Consider the following 17,603-nt stretch of genomic DNA (forward strand, 5'->3'; position numbering starts at 1 on the left):
CAATGAATCCTCAGCGCCTTAACGCGGTGCGGCGTTCCGTGCATCAGCATTTTTGGTGCGCAGTGTGGCCGAAGCATTTGCCGGGTCGTCGGGCCAGGGATGCCGAGGATAACGCCCGCGCATTTCCTTGGCCACCGCGGCCCAGCTTCCGCTCCAGAATCCGGGCAGATCGCGCGTGGTCTGGATCGGACGGCCTGCCGGGGAGGTCAGGCTCAGCACCAGCGGCGTCCCGTCGCCGAGCATCGGGTGCGTCGCCAGTCCGAACAGAGCCTGCACCCGAACCTCCACCGTCGGTCCCGCCTCCGCGGCATAGTCGATCGCATGGCTGGATCCGGCGGGCGTATCGAGCCGCGCCGGGGCGAGACGATCCACGGTCTTCTGCCCCTCCCAGCCGAGCAGGTTCTGGAGCGCCTGAGTCAGCGCCTCGGGCGCCACGGCGTCGAGCCGGCGCTTGCCCGCGAGTGCCGCGGGGAGCCAGTCGTCGAGGCTCGCCAGCAACGCCGCGTCGCTCAGGGTCTCGATCCCGGCATAATTTGCCCGGGTCCGAAGCGCCTGCGCGGTTTCGGACCATGGCAACAGCGCGAGACCATGTTCGCGCACGCCTTCCAGCAATGCCGCCTCGATCTCCGCCGGGCTCGCGGCTGAATCGCTCCCGCTCGAAAGCCGGAGGGCGCCGAGTCGGCGCTCACGCAATGCCTCGACTCGGCCGGTCGCCGGATCGAAGCGGACGCTGCGCCGCGTCTCGATCCGCTCGCCGAACAGCGCCTCGACTGTTTCGACCCCGATCTCGGCGGCGGAGAGGATGCGCGCACCCGCGGCCATGCCCTGCGTCTCCGCCACCGCGAGCCACTGCGCGCGGGCGAGTGAGGAACTCGGATCGAGCCGGAATCCGCGCCCGCCGACCGAAGCCCAGGTCTCGCCGGAAGCGTCGCGGCGGCGTGCGATCCGGTCCGGGAAGGCGAGTGCGACGCAGGTGGCCACTTCTTCAGAGCCCTCTCCCCTCCGGGGAGAGGGTTGGGAGAGGGGCAAGGAGGGAGAGTGCGCCGCACTTCCCCTCTCCCCAGCCCTCTCCCCGGAGGGGAGAGGGAGCAGCTTGGCCCATCGTTCCGCCAGCCGCAGCCCATTCTCCGCCCGCATCCCGCGTTCGTTCCGCCAGCGCCGCAGCCGCAGCTCGAGATCGGGATCACTCCCGCCCAATCCCCGCTCGCCAAGCAGCACCGCCACCTGCGCTGCGGTGTGCGCGAACCCCTCTCGCCGGCGCGGACCAGCATGTGCCCGAGCCGCGGCGGCAGCGGCAGTCGCGCGATCGCCTTGCCGTGCGGCGTCGGCCGGCCGTCTTCGTCCAGCGCCTCCAGCACGGTCAGCCGCCTGCGCGCTTCGGAAACCGCGGCTTCGGGCGGCGGATCGAGCCAGGCGAGATCGCGCGGATCGGCGACGCCCCACAAAGCGCAATCGAGCATCAGCGCCGAAAGATCGGCCTCCAGAATCTCCGGCGGATCGAATCGCGGCAGCCCTGCGGTCGCCGCCTCTTCCCACAGCCGGTACGCCACGCCAGGCCCCTGCCGTGCCGCGCGGCCGGCACGTTGGGTGACCGAAGCCTGACTCGCCCGCTCGGTGACCAGCCGCGTCATCCCCGCGGCGCGATCGTAACGCGGCCGCCGGGCGAGGCCCGAATCGACGACCACACGAATCCCGTCGAGCGTCAGCGAAGTCTCGGCGATCGACGTCGCCAGCACTACTTTCCGCCGCCCCTCCGGATCGGGCGTGATCGCCGCGCGCTGGGCGCCGGGATCGAGGCTGCCGTGCAACCGGTGGAGCACCACGCCGCCTAGGTCGCCGAGCCGCTCTGCGGTGCGCTCGATCTCGGCGACACCGGGAAGGAAGGCGAGCACGCCGCCGGCTTCCTCGCGCAGCGCGATGCGGACCGCCGCCGCCACCGAATCCTCGATCCGCGCCTCCCCGGCGCGGCCGAGGTGGCGCAGCACGAGCGGATAGCTGCGTCCCTCGCTCTCGATCACCGGCGCATCTCCCATCAGCGTCGAGAAGCGCGCGCCGTCCAGCGTCGCCGACATCGCGACCAGCCGCAGATCGGGCCGCAGCGCCGCCTGCGCATCGAGCGCCAGCGCCAGCCCGAAATCGCTGTCGAGGCTGCGCTCGTGCACTTCGTCGAACAGCACGGCGGAAACGCCCGCCAGCTCGGGATCGGACTGGATGCGATTGACGAATATGCCTTCGGTGACGACCGTAACGCGCGTCGCCGCCGAACGCTTGCTGTCCATCCGCGTCGCATAGCCGAAGGTCTTGCCGACGCTCTCGCCCGCCAGTGCTGCCATCCGCTCGCCGGCCGCGCGCGCGGCGAGGCGGCGGGGCGAGAGCAGCAGGATTTCGCCGGTGCACCAGGGCTCGGCGAGCAGGGCCGGCGCGACCGCCGTGGTCTTGCCCGCGCCCGGCGGTGCCACCAGCACGGCGTTGCTCGCGCTCCGCAATGCGGCGAGCAATCGGGGCAATATGGCGTGGATCGGCATTGTCTCGCTCATCGCGCGCAACCATTTCCCCAAAGCCGGGTTTGGCGCAATCGAGGCAAGGAGCACGCAGACATGGCAAGGACCCTGGCACAGTTCACGATCACCCCGTCGGCGACGGCGACTATACGCTGCATCTCGAGGACGACGACGGCGAAACGCTGGAATTCACTGCCGGCTACGAGCAGCTCGACCTGATCGTCGAAGCGATCGAGGAGCAGCTCGAAACCGGGGAGGACGATGTCCTCGGCGTCGATGACGACGAAGACGAGGCCGAAATCGAGGAATAAGCCGGGAAGGGGCCTCAGTAGGCCCGGGCCACCGCGAACTCGACTGCCTCGACCATCGCATCCTTCGCCGCCCCCGGCGCGAAGCCGCCGAGCGCGTCGATCGCGCGCTGGCCGTAATGGCGGGCGCGGGCGAGCGTGTCGTCGACCGAGCGGCTGGCGCGGACCAGGGCGATCGCCTCGGCGAAATCCTCGTCCGACGTGCGGCGCCCGCCGATCGCGTCCTTCCAGAAGGTACGCGCGGCCTCGTCGCCGCGTGCGTAAGCGAGGATGACCGGAAGCGTCATCTTGCCCTCGCGGAAATCGTCGCCGGCGTCCTTGCCCATGGTCGAGGCGTCGGAGATGTAATCGATCGCGTCGTCGACCAGCTGGAAGGCGATGCCGAGATTGCGCCCATACGTGTCGAGCGCGGCTTCCTCGCCTTCGTTGCGCTCGGCAACCACCGCCGCGATCCGGCAGGCGGCGGCGAACAGGGCCGCGGTCTTGGCGCCGATGATGTCGAGATAGCGTTCCTCGGAAATGTCGAGCCGGCGCACCGCGGTGAGCTGGTTGACTTCGCCCTCGGCGATCACGGCGCTGGCGTTCGACAGGATCTTGAGCACCTTGAGGCTGCCGTCCTCGACCATCAGCTCGAAGCTGCGGCTGAACAGGAAGTCGCCGACCAGCACGCTGGCGGGATTGCCCCAGATGATGTTGGCGGTGCGGCGCCCGCGGCGCAGGTCCGACGAATCGACTACATCGTCGTGGAGCAGGGTCGCGGTGTGGATGAACTCGACTGCGGCGGCGAGCCGATGGTGGCGCGCGCCCGAATAGCCGAGCAATTGCGCGCTCGCGAGCGTCAGCATCGGCCGCATCCTTTTGCCGCCCCCGGCGATCAGATGGCCGGCGAGCTCGGGGATCAGCGGGATGTTCGATTGCATCCGGTCGAGGATGACTGCGTTCACCAGGTTGAGATCGTGCGCCACCAGTTGCAGCATCGGTTCCAGCGAAGGCTCTGGGCGCGAGCCCAGGCGATGGATGGTGGCGCTCATGCGGCGGCTCTGGCGCGAGACAGCCGCAAAGGCAAGGGTTGCGTAGCGTCGTGGCACGGGCAAAGGGGCACATGCCCGACGAGACGCTCAACCGCTATCGCCAGAGCATCGACAATATCGATGCCGCGCTGATCCACATGCTCGCCGAGCGCTTCAAGGTCACCCAGGCGGTGGGCGCCTATAAGGCGACGCATGGCCTGCCCCCGGCGGATCCCTCGCGAGAGGAGGCCCAGATCGCGCGGCTTCGCGGTCTGGCCAAGCAGGCCGATCTCGACCCCGAATTTTCGGAGAAGTTCCTGCGCTTCATCATCGACGAAGTGATCCGCCACCACGAACGGCTGCGCGACGGGGTTTGACGGGAACCCATTCCCCTTCCCCCGTTCGGGCTGAGCTTGTCGAAGCCCTTGCTTCTTCGTGCGCAGCGAGAGGGAACGCCCTTCGACAGGCTCAGGGCGAACGGAGGGGCTGGGTGAGCACTGACGATTATCTGATCTTCCGCCCCGACGATGTCGATCTCAGCCGGTCGCCGCTCCGAAAGTCGATCCATGAGCCGACTTTTGTGCTCGGCGCGTTCAATCCCGGCTTCACCCGGCTGCCGAACGGCAATCTCCTGCTGATGGTCCGCGTCGCCGAGGCGCTCGCGGAGCCGGTCTCCGGCGATTGCGCACGCGCGATTCGCTGGACGCCGGACGGCTATGTCCTCGATCGCCATCCGCTCCACGGCATCCATATGGACGATCCGCGCCAGTTCGCGCTTCGGGACCGCAACCCGCGCCTGCTCGGCCTGACCTCGCTTTCCTGGCTGCTCCCGGTCGAGCTGACCGGCGACGCCCGGCGCATCGTGAACGTACATTACGACAAGGCGATCGAGCCCTCGGCGAGCTTCCTCGAATATGGCGTCGAGGATGCGCGGATCAGCCTGGTCGGCGGCAGCTGGTGGATGACCGTGTGCGGCGTCTCCGCCGAGCGCCACTGCACCGCGATGTACCATTCGGTGAACGGCCTCGACTACAGATTGCTCGGGGTGGTGCTCGATCACCAGAACAAGGACATGCTGCTGTTCGAGGGCAGGATCGGCGGCAAGTACATGGCGCTCACCCGGCCGCTGGGCGAAGTCTATTTCGCCTATCCCGAGGACAGCGAATGGCTCGGCGGCCCCGCGATCAACATGGCGCAATCGCCCGACGGGCTCCACTGGAAGCCGCTCGACACCCCCGGCATCCGCGCGCGCAAGGGCACGACCTCGACTCAGCGGATCGGCGGCGGCAGCCAGCCGGTGCTGACGCCCGAAGGCTGGATGCTGATCTATCACGGCGTCGAGAAGCAGGGCGCGGTGGGGATCTATCGCAGCTTCTGGGCGCTGCTCGACAAGGACGACCCTTCGAACATCCTGCGGCAGGAAGATCAGGTCCCCTTGCTCGAAGCCAATCCCGCGCTCACCGCCGACATCGCGCACCAGATGTACCTGCCGACGCCGGTCGTCTTCACCACCGGCGTGGCCGATGCCGGCGATCGTTACATCGTCGCGAACGGCGAGGCCGACCTCGCCTGCCGGATCACCCACATCCCGAAGGAGCGGTTTCGGTGAATCTTCTAGCCGTCACCCCGGCGAAGGCCGGGGCCCAGAGTCGCGAAAGACTGCACTGTGTGGCTCTGGATCCCGGCCTTCGCCGGGATGACGAGAGGCGCATGGAACTATGAATGAACCCATTTGGTGGCAAAGCGGCACGATCTACCAGATCTATCCCCGCTCGTTCCAGGACTCCAACAGCGACGGCATCGGCGATCTCCGCGGCATCGAGTCTCGCCTCGACGACTTGCAGGCACTCGGCATCGAGGCGATCTGGATTTCGCCGATCTATCCCTCGCCGATGGCCGATTTCGGCTATGACGTCGCCGATTACACCGGAATCGACCCGCGCTTCGGCACGCTCGACGACTTCGATTCGCTGCTGAAGGCCGCGCACGATCGCGGGCTCAAATTGCTGCTCGATTTCGTCCCCAATCACAGCTCCAGCGAACATCCCTGGTTCGTCGAGAGCCGCGCGTCGCGCGACAGTCCGAAGCGCGACTGGTATATCTGGCGCGATCCCGCTCCGGGCGGCGGCCCGCCCAACAACTGGATCAGCGATTTTGGCGGTCCGGCCTGGGAATATGACGAGGCCACCGGGCAATATTATTACCACGCGTTCCTGAAGGAGCAGCCCGACCTCAACTGGCGCAACCCCGAGCTGCGCCGGGCCATGCTCGACGTGCTGCGTTTCTGGTTCGATCGCGGCGTCGACGGCTTCCGGATCGACGTGCTGTGGCACATGATCAAGCACCGGGATTTCCCCGACAATCCGGCCAACCCGGCATACACGCCAGCAATGGGTGAGATGCACCAGGTGCTCCAGCTCCACTCAACCGATCAGCCCGAGGTACACGGCATCGCCGCCGATATGCGGCGCGTCGCGGATCGCTATCCCGAACGCGTACTGGTCGGCGAGATTTACCTGCCGGTCGATCGGCTGATGCACTATTATGGCCGGGGCGAGCCTGGCGTGCATTTGCCCTTCAACTTCCAGCTGATCGAGGCGCCGTGGGAGGCGCGCAGCCTCGCCCGGCTGATCGCCGAGTACGAAGCCGCGCTACCGGCCGACGGCTGGCCGAACTGGGTGCTGGGCAACCACGATCGCCCCCGCGCCGCCACGCGCTTCGGTGTGGCGCAGGCGCGCGTCGCGGCGATGCTGCTGCTCACGCTCAGGGGCACGCCGACGATCTATTATGGCGACGAGATCGGCATGGCGGACGTCGCGATTCCCCGGATCAGGTGCAGGATCCCCGCGAGCTGCGCGAGCCCGGCATCGGGCTCGGCCGCGATCCGGTGCGCACGCCAATGGCATGGGATGCGAGCGCCCATGCCGGCTTTTCGACCGCTGCGCCGTGGCTGCCGCTCCATCCTGACTGGCAGGCGCGCAATGTCGCCGCCCAGCGTCAGGATCCGCACTCGATGTGGCGGCTCTATCACGATCTGCTGGCGCTGCGACGGGCGAGTCCCGCTCTGTCGGTGGGCGATTGGCTGCCGATCGAATGCGCGGGCAGCCTGCTCGCCTACGAACGCTGCGCCGGCGACGAACGGCTGCTTGTCGTGCTCAATCTCGGCGACGCCGCCGAAAGCTTTGCGATACCCGAATGGGCCGAGGGATTGTCGGTTCTGCTCACCACCGGGACCGGCGACGATCCTGCGGTATTGGGCCCGAACGAAGGCTATATTCTCGGATGAAGATCGCGATGCTGGCGCCGATCGCATGGCGCACGCCGCCCCGGCATTACGGCCCATGGGAATTGGTGACGAGCCTGCTCACCGAGGCGCTGGTCGCACGCGGAGTTGATGTCACCCTGTTCGCGACGCAGGACTCGATCACCGCCGGCACACTCGCCGGGGTGGTGCCGCGCGGCTATGAGGAAGACCCTGCGATCGACGCCAAGGTCTGGGAATATGCCCATCAGTCGCATCTGTTCGCCCGCGCGAACGAATTCGACCTGATCCACAACCAGGCCGATTTCCCGGCGCACGCTTATGCGCCGCTGATCGATACGCCGATGGTGACGACGATCCACGGCTTCTCCTCGGATCGCATCCTGCCGATGTACAAGCCGTTCGAGGATCGGGTGCATTTTGTCGCGATCAGCGAGGCCGATCGGCATCCGTCGCTCAACTATGCCGCGACGATCCATCACGGCATCCGCCTCGACGAATTCCCGTTCGATCCGGAGGGAGTGACGACCTGCTTTTCTTCGGCCGCATGCATCCCGACAAGGGCGCCGCCGAGGCGATCCACGTCGCGCTGGCGACCGGCCGCCGCCTCGATCTCTACGGCATCGTCCAGGACCAGGGCTATTTCGATCGCGAAGTGCTGCCGCACGTCGATGGCGAGCGCATCCGCTATCTCGGCCCGGTCGGCGGCGAGCAGCGCCTGCGTGCGCTCGGCAAGGCCAGGGCGCTGCTCCATTTGATCAATTTCGACGAGCCCTTCGGCCTGTCGGTGATCGAAGCGATGGCCTGCGGCACTCCGGTGATCGCGATTGGTCGCGGGAGCATGCCCGAGCTGATCACGCCCGAGACCGGCATCCTCGTGAAATCGGCCGGCGAGGCGATCACCGCGCTGGGTGAGATCGACGGCATCGCCCGTGCCGCCTGCCGCCACCACGTCGAAGCGCATTTCTCGGTCGAAGCGATGGCGGACAAGTACATCGCTTTATACGAGCGTGTTCTGTCCTAACTTCCCTCTCCCCTTGTGGGAGAGGGAAGGGGCCCGCTCGCGAAGCGAGTGGGAAGGGTGAGGGGAGTGAGTCTCACTCCCCTCACCCTTCCGCCGACTTCGTCGGCTCCCTCCCTCTCCCACAGGGGAGAGGGAGACAGGCGACCTTGCAATGTAGGATTTCGCCTGCTGCAATAGGCCAGCGCTCCTGCCTCCACAGGAGCACGGAACGCTCTTTGAACGCGTGAAAAATACTCGGCAGCAAACGCAACAACCTGTCGCCACCCGGCAATTTTCTTTCACAAACCGCGGGCAAAGTGCGAAGTTAAGCCCGCGAAATCCTATTCCGCGGCCAGCAAAGTCTCCGCGCCGCCCAGGTCCACCGACACCAGCCGGCTCACCCCGCGCTCGACCATCGTCACGCCGAACAGCCGGTGCATGCGGCTCATCGTCGCGGCGTTGTGGGTGACGATCAGGTAGCGCGTCGCGGTCTCGCGGGTCATCGCTTCGAGCAAGTCGCAGAAGCGCTCGATATTGGCATCATCCAGGGGCGCATCGACTTCGTCGAGCACGCAGATCGGTGCCGGGTTGGTGAGGAACAGCGCAAAGATCAGCGCCACCGCAGTCAGCGCCTGTTCGCCGCCCGAGAGCAGGGTCAGCGACTGGAGCTTCTTGCCCGGCGGCTGCGCCATGATCTCGAGCCCGGCCTCGAGCGGATCGTCCGAGATCGACCAATTCGAGGTGCGCCTGCCCACCGTTGAACAAGGTGCTGAACAGTCGCCGGAAATGCACATCGACTGCCTCGAACGCGGCGAGCAGCCGCTGCCGTCCCTCGCGGTTGAGCGTCCCGATCGATCCGCGCAGCCGATTGACGGCCTGGGCCAGCTCATCGCGCTCGGCGGCGTTGCTGGTGAAGGCGGCCTCCAGCTCGGCGAGCTCGGTCTCGGCGACGAGATTGACCGGCCCGATCCGTTCACGCTCGGCGCTCAATTTTTCGTGCGCCGCGGATTCGTCCTGCGGGCTGCGCACGCTCTCCGCCTCGAACCCCGCCTTCTGCGGCAGCAAGGGCGGCGGGCATTCGAAGCGCTCGCCCGAAAGGCGCCCCATCTCGATCCGCCGGGCTTCCTGATTTTCTGCCCGCGCAGTCGCGCCGGCACGCGCCTCGCGCGCCTCGGCCAGGCCCTCATTGGCGGCGCGGACATCGCCTTCGGTGGCACGCAGCGCGGTCTCGGCCTCACGCTCCGCCGCCTGCGCGGCCGCCGATTCGGCGCGGGCAGTCTCGGTCGCCGCCTCGGCTTCGACGACGGCTGCGTCGAGCGCGGCGGGACGGGTGGCGATCGCTTCGCTCTCCTCGGCCAGTTCGGCGGCGCGCTTGTCCATTTCCGTCGCTCGCCGCGCCGCTTCGCCCGCGCGCGATTTCCAGCTGCGGCTCTCGGCGCCCGCGGCGGCAAGCCGCTCGCGCGCCTGGCCGATCTCGCGCTCCAGCGTCCCGCGCTCGCTGCGCGCATTGGCGGCGGCGGCGCGGCGTATCTCGGCTTCGGACGACAGCGCCGCGACTCGGGCGCGCGTCGCCGAACCGTCGGGAAGCGCGGCCTTGGCTGCTTCGGCCCGGGCAAGTTCGCCCGCCGCCTCCTCCTGCTCCGCGGCGATGCGGGCGCGACGCGATTCGAGGTCGGCACGCTGCGATTCGAGCCGTTCGAGCTGCGCGGTGGCGCGGTCCTCGGCGCGGCCGGCCTCGCGGCCGGCATTCTCGGCATGGTCGAGGATGCGGCGGCAATCGGCGGCGGCGCGGCGCGCCTCGGCGATCGTCTCATCGATCCGCGCCAGCTCGATATCGGCGGCATCGACTGCGCGCACCGCTGCGGGACGCGCCTTCTCCAGCGCCGCGAGCCGGTTGACGCGTTCCAGCCTTTCGGCCGCTGCCGCCCCGCCCGATCGGGCGACATAACCGTCCCAGCGGCGCAGCACGCCGCCGAGCGTCACCAGCCGCTGCCCCACTGCGAGCAGCTGTCCGGTATCGTTCTCCGCCACCAGCACTTGCGCTAGGCGGCGGGCGAGCCCCGCAGGTGCCTCGACATGGCGTGACAGCGGCGTGGTGCCGGCCGGTGCGGCCGGATCTCCCGGTACCGGCGCCGCCCCCGCCCAATAGCGTTCGGCGCCGGTATCGAGCCCCGCTTCGAGGTCGTCGCCCAGCGCCGCGGCAAGCGCGCGTTCATAGCCGGCGTCGACCTTGAGCCGGTCGAGCAGCCGGTCCTTGCCAGAGGGCCGCGTCGCCTTGGCGAGCGCGGCGGATTCGCTGTCGAGCTGCGCCAGTTCGGCATGCGCGGCGGCGCGCGCGGACTGCGCCCGGTCGCGCGAGATCGATCGCGCTGCGCTCGCTCGCATCGGCGCGAGTCAGCCCCGCGCGTGCCGTTTCCGCCTGCCGCAGCGCCTGCGCCCGCGCCTCGGCGGCGCGTGCCTTCTCGGCTTTGAGCGGCTCGGCATCGCCCAGCGCGTGGAACTCGGCATCGACGCGGGCCTGATCGCGCGCCGAGCGCTCGGCCCGGGTACGTGCCGCGATCAATGCAGCTTCGGCGACGCGCGCGTCTGCCGCTTCGCTTGCCTGCGCCGCGAGCGCCTGGGCAAGCGCCACCTCGGCATCGCGCGCGGCACGCTCGGCCTCGGCCAGCGCCGCGTCGAGCGTGGGCATCCGCGCGCCGGCCTCGGCGATGCGCGCCTCCAGCGTGCGTGCCTCTTCGGCGAGCCGCGCCAGCGCCTCGGCGGCATCGTGCGCGAGTGCGCCTTCGCGGCTGCGGTCCTCGGCGAGCCGGATCGTGGCGTCGCGCAACTCCACGATCCGCCGCTCGACCGTCGCGCGCTCGCTGCGCAGCGTCGCCAGCCGGTGCATCGCCTCGGTCGCCCGGTCGCGGACAGTGAGCGCATCGGCGCGCACTCCGGCGAGCGTTTCGGCCGCCGCCTGTTGCCGCGCAGCGGCGGCATCGTGCGCCTTGGCACGTTCAGCGACGAGAGCCTCGGCCGCGACTGCCTCTTTCTTTGCCGCATCGGCAGCCTCGGCGGCATCGCGCCAGCGCGCGAAGATCATCCGCGCCTCGGCGACGCGGATACGGTCGGAGAGCTCGCGATAGCGTTCGGCCTGCCGCGCCTGGCGCTTGAGTGCGGCGGCGCGCGTTTCCTGATCGCCGATGACTTCGTCGAGCCGGGTGAGGTTCGCCTCGGTCGCGCGCAGCTTCTGCTCGGCATCGCGGCGCCGGACATGCAGGCCCGCGATCCCGGCCGCCTCTTCCAGCATCGCCCGGCGCTCGGCGGGCTTGGCCGAGATGATCGACCCGATCCGTCCCTGGCTCACCAAGGCCGGAGAATGCGCACCTGTGGCCGAATCGGCGAAGACCAAAGCCACGTCCTTGGCGCGGACGTCGCGGCCGTTGAGCCGGTATGCCGATCCCGCGCCGCGTTCGATCCGGCGGACCACTTCGAGCTCGTCGTCCTCGCCCACCTGTTCGGCGAGGATCGATACTTCGGCGAAGTCGCGCGCGGGCCGGGTCGCGGTGCCGGCGAAGATCACGTCTTCCATGCCTGCGCCGCGCATCGACTTGGCGCTGTTCTCGCCCATTGCCCAGCGGAGCGCCTCGAGCAGGTTCGATTTGCCACAGCCGTTGGGGCCGACGATTCCCGTGAGGCCGGGTTCGATGCGCAGATCGGCCGGATCGACGAAGCTCTTGAAGCCCGTCAGTCGCAGCCTTTTGATCTGCATCGGCGCCGCCCCCGCGGTTTGTCGTCAGCGGGCCCCGGCCGCCTGCAACGCGGTCTCGACCTGCGACCACATCGCCGCGTCGACTGCCTTGCCGTTGATGAAGAAGCTCGGCGTGCCCTGGACGCCGCGATTGTTGGACGCATCGGCCATCACGTCGGCGATGCTCTTGATCGTCGCCTGATCGGCGAGGCACTGGCGCGCCTTTGCCTCGGGAATGCCGCGCTGTTTGACGAATTCGATCGCGCCCATTCCTTCGGCCATCGCCGCGGCAGCTTGGGGCGGCGCCATCGCCTGGAGCTGCTGCATGAAGGATTCCGGCAGCGCAGTCATCTTCTCGCCGAAGCCCGACTGGTTGGCGAACATCTGGTCGAGCATCGGGAAGAACGCCTCGGTGCCGACGCACTGGTTGAGCAAAGCGAGCGCCAGATCGGGCGCGCCGTGCAGCGGGAAATCGCGAAATTCGTAGCTCACCTTGCCGGTTGAGACATATTTCTGGCGGAGCGGCTCGACGCCCTCGGCGGCGAAGCGTCCGCAAGTCGGGCAGGTGCGCGAGCCATATTCGACGAGCTGGATCGGCGCATTGGGATTGCCCTGGCGGAAGCCGGCCTCGGGCGTCTTGCTGACGATATCGACCCATTGCTTGCCGGCGGGCGGCGCGGCCTGCGCGACTGGGGTGCTCGACGTCACCGGAGCGGACGCATTCTCGGTGCCGCCGCCGCAGGCCGCGAGTGCGAGAAGGGGAGCAAGGCGAGGGCAAAACGCATATTCGTGTCTCTCCGAAGAAAATATCGATCAGCTGTCCGCGGCGCGGAGTTCGGGCTGAAGTTGATCCCAGCTATAGGCGCGCACGCGGCGGCCGTTGACGAAGAAGCTCGGCGTCCCCTCGACGCCTGCCTTGGCGCCGGCGGCGAACGTGTCGGCGACGCCTTTGATCAGCGCGGGGTTGGCCAGGCAGCGCCGCGCCTGCGCCTCGGGCAGTCCGCGCGCCTTCATGAAAGTGATCATGCCCAGCGCCTCGGCGAATTTGGTCGCCGCTTGTGCCGGCGGAAGCTGCTGCCATGCCTCGATCTGCTTGGGCTGGCTATCGATCAGCTTGTGCAGCGGCGCGTCGAAGGCCTGCTGGTTGGCGAACATCGCGTCGAGCGTCCGGAAGAAGGCTGGCGTGGGCACGCACTGGTTGAGCAAAGCCAGCGAGAGATCGGGCACGCCATGGATCAGATAGTCGCGGAATTCGTAGCTGAGCTTTCCGCTGGCGATCCATTCGCGGCGGAGCGGCTCGACGCCCTCGGCGGCGAAGCGGCCGCAGGTCGGGCAGGTGCGCGAGCCATATTCGACCAGCTTGATCGGCGCATTGGGGTTGCCTTGGCGAAAGCCGCCTTCGGGAGTTTTCGCGACCACGTTCACCCAGTTCGCGGCGGGCGCACGGCGCGTCTGTTGCGCGGGCGCGGTGGCGGCGCCGAGCGTCAGCAGCAAAGCGGCGGCAAGCAAGCGCAATGGCATCAATCGATCCTGCCGAGCTTGAGCGTCTCGTCCGCCGCCGCGACGCCTGCGGCAAGCGATTCGAGCACTGCCTTCAATTCCGGATCGGCGATGCCCCGCAAACTGTCGCCCATCGCTTCGGACAGCGGCTTCAGGCTCGGCGGCGGTGCGGCCTTGGCGGCGCGCTTGATCTCGCCCTGGCGGATCGCGACGCGGACCACCGCGGGATAGCCGAAGAAGCGATTGACCCGGTCGACGATCTCCGGGGCGATATGCTGCATCATCGGGGCATGCGCGCCCGCGACGACGAGGCTCAGCACGCCCTCGGCGCGCTTGCCCTGTGGAAAGCGGATCGATTCGGGCGCCGAGACCCGGGCATAGCGCTCGCCGACGATCTCGCTCCAGCGGCTGACGATCGCATGCTGGACGAAGCCGAACTTGCGGAACGCGGCCCGGCCGACATCGGGCAGCAGCTCGGAAACCGGCCGCGCACGGTTCGATCGCTGCGGTTCGAGCCGGGGCTGGCGCGTGGTGGCGCGTTTCGGTTTGTCGGGGGCCTTCGTCATTTCGGCCTACCCATGCCATAGGCGAGGCGTGCCCGACAACGTCCCTCGCGCAATCGCCGCTCCGCTGCTCAAATGGTACGACGCTTATGCCCGCGACCTGCCGTGGCGCGCACCGCCCGGCGCCAACGCACCCGATCCGTACCGGGTGTGGCTGAGCGAGGTCATGCTCCAGCAGACCCAGGTCGCCAGCGTGATCCCCTATTTCGAGAAATTCACTGCGCGCTGGCCGAGCTTCGAGGCGCTGGCGGCGGCGGAGGATGCCGATCTGATGGCTGCCTGGGCGGGGCTCGGTTATTATGCCCGGGCGCGCAATTTGCTCGCCTGTGCCCGTGAGGTCGCGCGGCGCGGGGCGCTTCCCGAAACCGAAGCCGAACTGCTCGGCCTGCCCGGGATCGGCGGCTACACCGCCGCGGCGATCGCCGCGATCGCCTTCGGCCGGCGCGCAGTGGTGGTCGACGCCAATGTCGAGCGCGTGGTGACGCGCTTGTTCGCGCTGGCCGATCCGCTTCCCGGCGTCCGGCCCAGAATCCGCACGCTCACCGATTCGATCACTCCCGACGCGCGCGCTGGCGATTTCGCGCAGGCGATGATGGATCTCGGCTCGGGCATCTGCACCGCCCGCGCGCCGCGCTGCCTTCTATGCCCTTTGCGCGGGCAATGCGACGGTTTTGCCGGCGGCGCACCCGAGCGCTTCCCGGTCAAGGCCGCCAAGGTGCCGAAGCCGCAGCGCTACGGCACGATGTTCTGGCTCGAGCGGGACGACCAGGTGCTGCTGGTGCGGCGTCCGGCCAAGGGATTGCTCGGCGGCATGCGCGCACTCCCCACCGGGCCCTGGACCGATTCACCACCCGGATTGGCGGACGCGCCGATCGCCGCTGGATGGCGCGTGCTCGACGCTCAGGTCCGCCACGGGTTCACGCATTTCAACCTCGACGTGGCGCTTGCGGCTGCAACAATCCCGGCGCACACAGGCGCGCCGGAGGGCGAATGGTGGCCGATCGCCGGGATCGAGGCGGCGGGGCTGCCTACCGTTTTCGCGAAGGCGGCAAGGATGTTCGGGAGGATGCATGCGTAGTTGGCGGATATTCGGATCGATCGCGGCGCTGGCGATCGCCGGCCCGGCCTGGCCCCAAACCGCTACCGCTCCAATGCCCTTTCCCGACTCGCGCAGCCTCACTGCGCAGGGCGAACTGGCCCGGCGGGTCGTCGCCGAGGGCAAGGTGCCGGGCATCGTCATCCTCAGCGCGGTGGGCAACAGCATGCCCCATCTGGTCGCCGAGGGGCGCATCGCGATCGAGCCGGATGCCCCGGCCGTGAATGCCGACAGCCTGTGGCGCGTCTATTCGATGACCAAGCCGATTACCGGTATCGCCGCGATGATCTTGATCGAGGAGGGCAAGCTCCGGCTCGACCAGCCGATCAGCGATTTCATCCCCGCGTTCAAGGACATGAAGGTCCTTGTCGATCCGGCCAAGGACCTGACCAGCCGTCCCGCCACGCGCCCGATCACGGTGCGCAACCTGCTCACCCACACAGCGGGCCTCGGCTACACCATCATCACCAAGGGGCCGCTGCTCGACGAATATAACCGGCTCGGGATCAATCCCGCGCAGGTCAACGCACTGCTCGAGCCCGGCATGCGCGCCGCACGGCCGGCGAGCCTCGAGGAATTCGCCAATCGCACCGCGACATTGCCGCTGATCGCGGATCCGGGCACCAAATGGAGCTATTCGATCGGCCTCGATGTGCTCGGGCGAGTGATCGAAGTCGCCGGCGGCATGCCGTTCGATCAGTTCGTCAACACGCGTATCTTCGCGCCGCTCAAGATGCAGTCGAGCTTCTGGACCGTGCCGCAGGCGAAGGCCGGCATCCTCGCCACCAATTACATGGCGCCCAAGGTCGCGATCGATCAGGGCGCCACGTCGGTATGGCTGCAGCCGCCCAGCTTCCCTTATGGCGGCGCCGGCCTCGTCATGTCGGCGCGCGACTATGACCGTTTCCTCCACATGCTGCTGAACGGCGGCGAGCTAGACGGTGCCCGCATCCTTAAGCCCGAGACGGTGCGGCTGGCGATGTCGGACCTGCTTCCGCCCAGCGTCGATCGCTCGACCCTCGCGCAGATGACTGCCGATACCGGCGCGCCGATGGGCTTTGGCGCGGGCGGCTCGGTCTATTTGGCCGATGTTCCCGGCGGCCCGGGCAAGGGCACTTATGGCTGGGCCGGCGCGGCGGGATCGATCGGCTGGGTCGATCCGGCGCACCGGCTGCGCGCGACGATGATGATCAATTCGTTCAGCGAGCAGGCGCTCAAGCGCGAAACATCGAAGGCGATCTACGCCGATCTCGCCCGGTGAGGGCGCCCGGCTTTACCGGCGGCACACTCGATCGTGCCGACCGGGTCCGCCACGAACCGGCGCTGCTCGCGGCCGCGGAAGCCGATCCGCGTGCCCGGCTGCTCGTGCTCCACGGACTGGATCCTGAGCTTGACGAGGCCGATCGGCTCGTCTGGACGTCGCTCGGTGCCGCGCCGGGCGAGCGGCTGTTCCTCGGCTTCGACGAAGGCGTTCCGCTCTTCGCCGCCGCGCCGCCGCATGGCCAGGTCTTCCCCGGCATTCGCTCGCCGGCCCTGTTCGCGATGCTCGATCGCTTCCATGCGCAGGATGCCGCGCTGTATGCCGCGGCGCGCAGCCTTGTCGACTGGCACAGCCGCCACGGCTATTGCGCGGTCTGCGCCACGCCCACCGCGATCTTCCGCGCCGGCTGGGGGCGGTCCTGCCCCAATTGCCATGCCGAGCATTTCCCGCGGGTCGATCCCGTGGTGATCATGCTCGCCGAGCGGGGCGACAAGGTGCTGCTCGGCCGGCAGCCGCCATGGCCGCAGGGGCGCTACTCGGCGCTGGCCGGCTTCCTCGAAGTCGGCGAATCGATCGAGGAAGCGGTCCGCCGCGAGATTTTCGAGGAAGCGGGCGTCCGGGTCGGCGCGGTGCGCTATGTCGCCAGCCAGCCCTGGCCCTTTCCTCCTCGCTGATGATCGCGTGTATCGGCGAGGCCGAGGGCGATGCGATCACGATCGATGTCCACGAACTCGAGGACGCCCGCTGGTTCAGCCGCGACGATGTCCGTCGCGCGCTGGCCCGCGATCCCGACGCTCCGTTCGGTGCGCCGCCGCCTTATGCGATCGCGCACACGCTGCTGACCGCCTGGTTCGAGGGCTAGTCGTCCTCGGCTACCGGCTGGGTCGCCCAGCTCGCATGCAGCGTCGGCACCGCCAGATGGAGCGTCATCAAATAGAAGCCGAGCGAGCGCAGCTGATCGAGGATCGTGAAGCGCGGCCAGTCGCCGATCAGCGCTAGGCCGATCACCAGCCAGATGCCGACGAATGCCGCCATGCTGACTGCGGCGAACCCGGCGAGCATCGCTCGGCCCCGCAGTGCGCGATCGAACTCGTCGATGCGTTCGGGCGATCCCCAGGGTTTCAGCGGGCCGAAGATCGGCAGCATCACTGCGATCGCGAAGCCCAGCATGATCAGCGCATAGCCGGCATTGACCAGATCGATGCGGATCAATCCCGTCAGCATGCCCGCCGATGCCATTGCCAGCGCGACGATCGGCACCCAGCGCAGATGCCGGCGCCGCATTTGGCCTCTGGCGATGGCGGGGACGCCGGTACGTTCGGCGGCAGCGTCGAGCCTGGCGAAAAAGCGTTGATTGAACTTGGTCATG

Annotated in this window: 10 protein-coding genes and 5 pseudogenes; 8 read left to right on the forward strand and 7 right to left on the reverse strand. The window is 68.5% G+C overall.

Annotation, left to right across the window (positions count from 1 at the left end; genetic code table 11):
- Nucleotides 1-18: 18 nt before the first annotated feature.
- A pseudogene (hrpB, locus tag PIB19_RS16285) lies at nucleotides 19-2,537 on the reverse strand (ATP-dependent helicase HrpB).
- 29 nt (nucleotides 2,538-2,566) lie between these two features.
- Here hrpB and PIB19_RS16290 point away from each other — a divergent pair.
- Nucleotides 2,567-2,812: a hypothetical protein gene (locus tag PIB19_RS16290; RefSeq protein WP_271238186.1), complete on the forward strand. Its 246-nt coding sequence runs from the start codon at nucleotides 2,567-2,569 to the stop codon at nucleotides 2,810-2,812.
- 14 nt (nucleotides 2,813-2,826) lie between these two features.
- On the opposite strand, the gene PIB19_RS16295 is transcribed toward PIB19_RS16290, so the two are convergent.
- A complete protein-coding gene (locus PIB19_RS16295) occupies nucleotides 2,827-3,840 on the reverse strand; it encodes a polyprenyl synthetase family protein (RefSeq protein ID WP_271238187.1) in 1,014 nt (337 codons plus the stop codon).
- 71 nt (nucleotides 3,841-3,911) lie between these two features.
- Here PIB19_RS16295 and PIB19_RS16300 point away from each other — a divergent pair, with 71 nt between their 5' ends.
- From PIB19_RS16300 to PIB19_RS16315, 4 genes and pseudogenes are all read left to right on the forward strand, one after another.
- On the forward strand, nucleotides 3,912-4,196 hold the full coding sequence (locus PIB19_RS16300) for a chorismate mutase (protein WP_271241018.1): 285 nt from the start codon (nucleotides 3,912-3,914) through the stop codon (nucleotides 4,194-4,196).
- A 113-nt stretch (nucleotides 4,197-4,309) separates the two neighbouring features.
- A complete protein-coding gene (locus tag PIB19_RS16305; protein ID WP_271238188.1) occupies nucleotides 4,310-5,428 on the forward strand; it encodes a glycosidase in 1,119 nt (372 codons plus the stop codon).
- 109 nt (nucleotides 5,429-5,537) lie between these two features.
- Nucleotides 5,538-7,105, forward strand: a pseudogene (locus tag PIB19_RS16310) (alpha-amylase family glycosyl hydrolase).
- A pseudogene (locus tag PIB19_RS16315) lies at nucleotides 7,102-8,105 on the forward strand (glycosyltransferase family 4 protein). Before PIB19_RS16310 ends, PIB19_RS16315 begins: the two co-directional pseudogenes overlap by 4 nt.
- A 320-nt stretch (nucleotides 8,106-8,425) precedes the next feature.
- Here the strand turns inward: PIB19_RS16315 and PIB19_RS16320 are convergent.
- The 4 genes and pseudogenes from PIB19_RS16320 to PIB19_RS16335 form a co-directional block, all read right to left on the reverse strand.
- Nucleotides 8,426-11,835: pseudogene (locus PIB19_RS16320) on the reverse strand (chromosome segregation SMC family protein).
- Nucleotides 11,836-11,859: 24 nt separating this feature from the next.
- Nucleotides 11,860-12,522: a DsbA family protein gene (locus tag PIB19_RS16325; protein ID WP_271238189.1), complete on the reverse strand. Its 663-nt coding sequence runs from the start codon at nucleotides 12,520-12,522 to the stop codon at nucleotides 11,860-11,862.
- A gap of 105 nt (nucleotides 12,523-12,627) precedes the next feature.
- Nucleotides 12,628-13,335 carry a thioredoxin domain-containing protein gene (locus tag PIB19_RS16330; protein ID WP_271238190.1) on the reverse strand — a complete coding sequence of 236 codons (708 nt, stop codon included), beginning with the start codon at nucleotides 13,333-13,335 and terminating at the stop codon, nucleotides 12,628-12,630.
- On the reverse strand, nucleotides 13,335-13,880 hold the full coding sequence (locus PIB19_RS16335; protein WP_271238191.1) for a DUF721 domain-containing protein: 546 nt from the start codon (nucleotides 13,878-13,880) through the stop codon (nucleotides 13,335-13,337). Before PIB19_RS16335 ends, PIB19_RS16330 begins: the two co-directional genes overlap by 1 nt.
- 28 nt (nucleotides 13,881-13,908) lie before the next feature.
- Between PIB19_RS16335 and PIB19_RS16340 the strand changes: the two genes are divergently transcribed.
- From PIB19_RS16340 to nudC, 3 genes and pseudogenes are all read left to right on the forward strand, one after another.
- Entirely contained in the window at nucleotides 13,909-14,955 is a 1,047-nt protein-coding gene (locus tag PIB19_RS16340; protein WP_271238192.1) for an A/G-specific adenine glycosylase, read from the forward strand.
- Complete coding sequence (locus PIB19_RS16345; protein WP_271238193.1) at nucleotides 14,948-16,234, forward strand: serine hydrolase domain-containing protein; 1,287 nt, start codon at nucleotides 14,948-14,950, stop codon at nucleotides 16,232-16,234. The genes PIB19_RS16340 and PIB19_RS16345 overlap by 8 nt, the downstream gene beginning before the upstream one ends.
- Nucleotides 16,231-17,096, forward strand: a pseudogene (gene nudC / locus PIB19_RS16350) (NAD(+) diphosphatase). Before PIB19_RS16345 ends, nudC begins: the two are co-directional and overlap by 4 nt.
- On the opposite strand, the gene PIB19_RS16355 reads toward nudC, so the two are convergent.
- The gene (locus tag PIB19_RS16355; protein ID WP_271238194.1) at nucleotides 17,093-17,602 is read right to left on the reverse strand and encodes a hypothetical protein; all 510 of its coding nucleotides are present in this window, start codon (nucleotides 17,600-17,602) and stop codon (nucleotides 17,093-17,095) included. The pseudogene nudC and the gene PIB19_RS16355 sit on opposite strands and share 4 nt — an antisense overlap.
- Nucleotide 17,603: the final 1 nt, after the last annotated feature.

This window comes from Sphingomonas sp. 7/4-4 (assembly GCF_027941955.1).
Taxonomy (GTDB): Bacteria; Pseudomonadota; Alphaproteobacteria; order Sphingomonadales; family Sphingomonadaceae; genus Sphingomonas.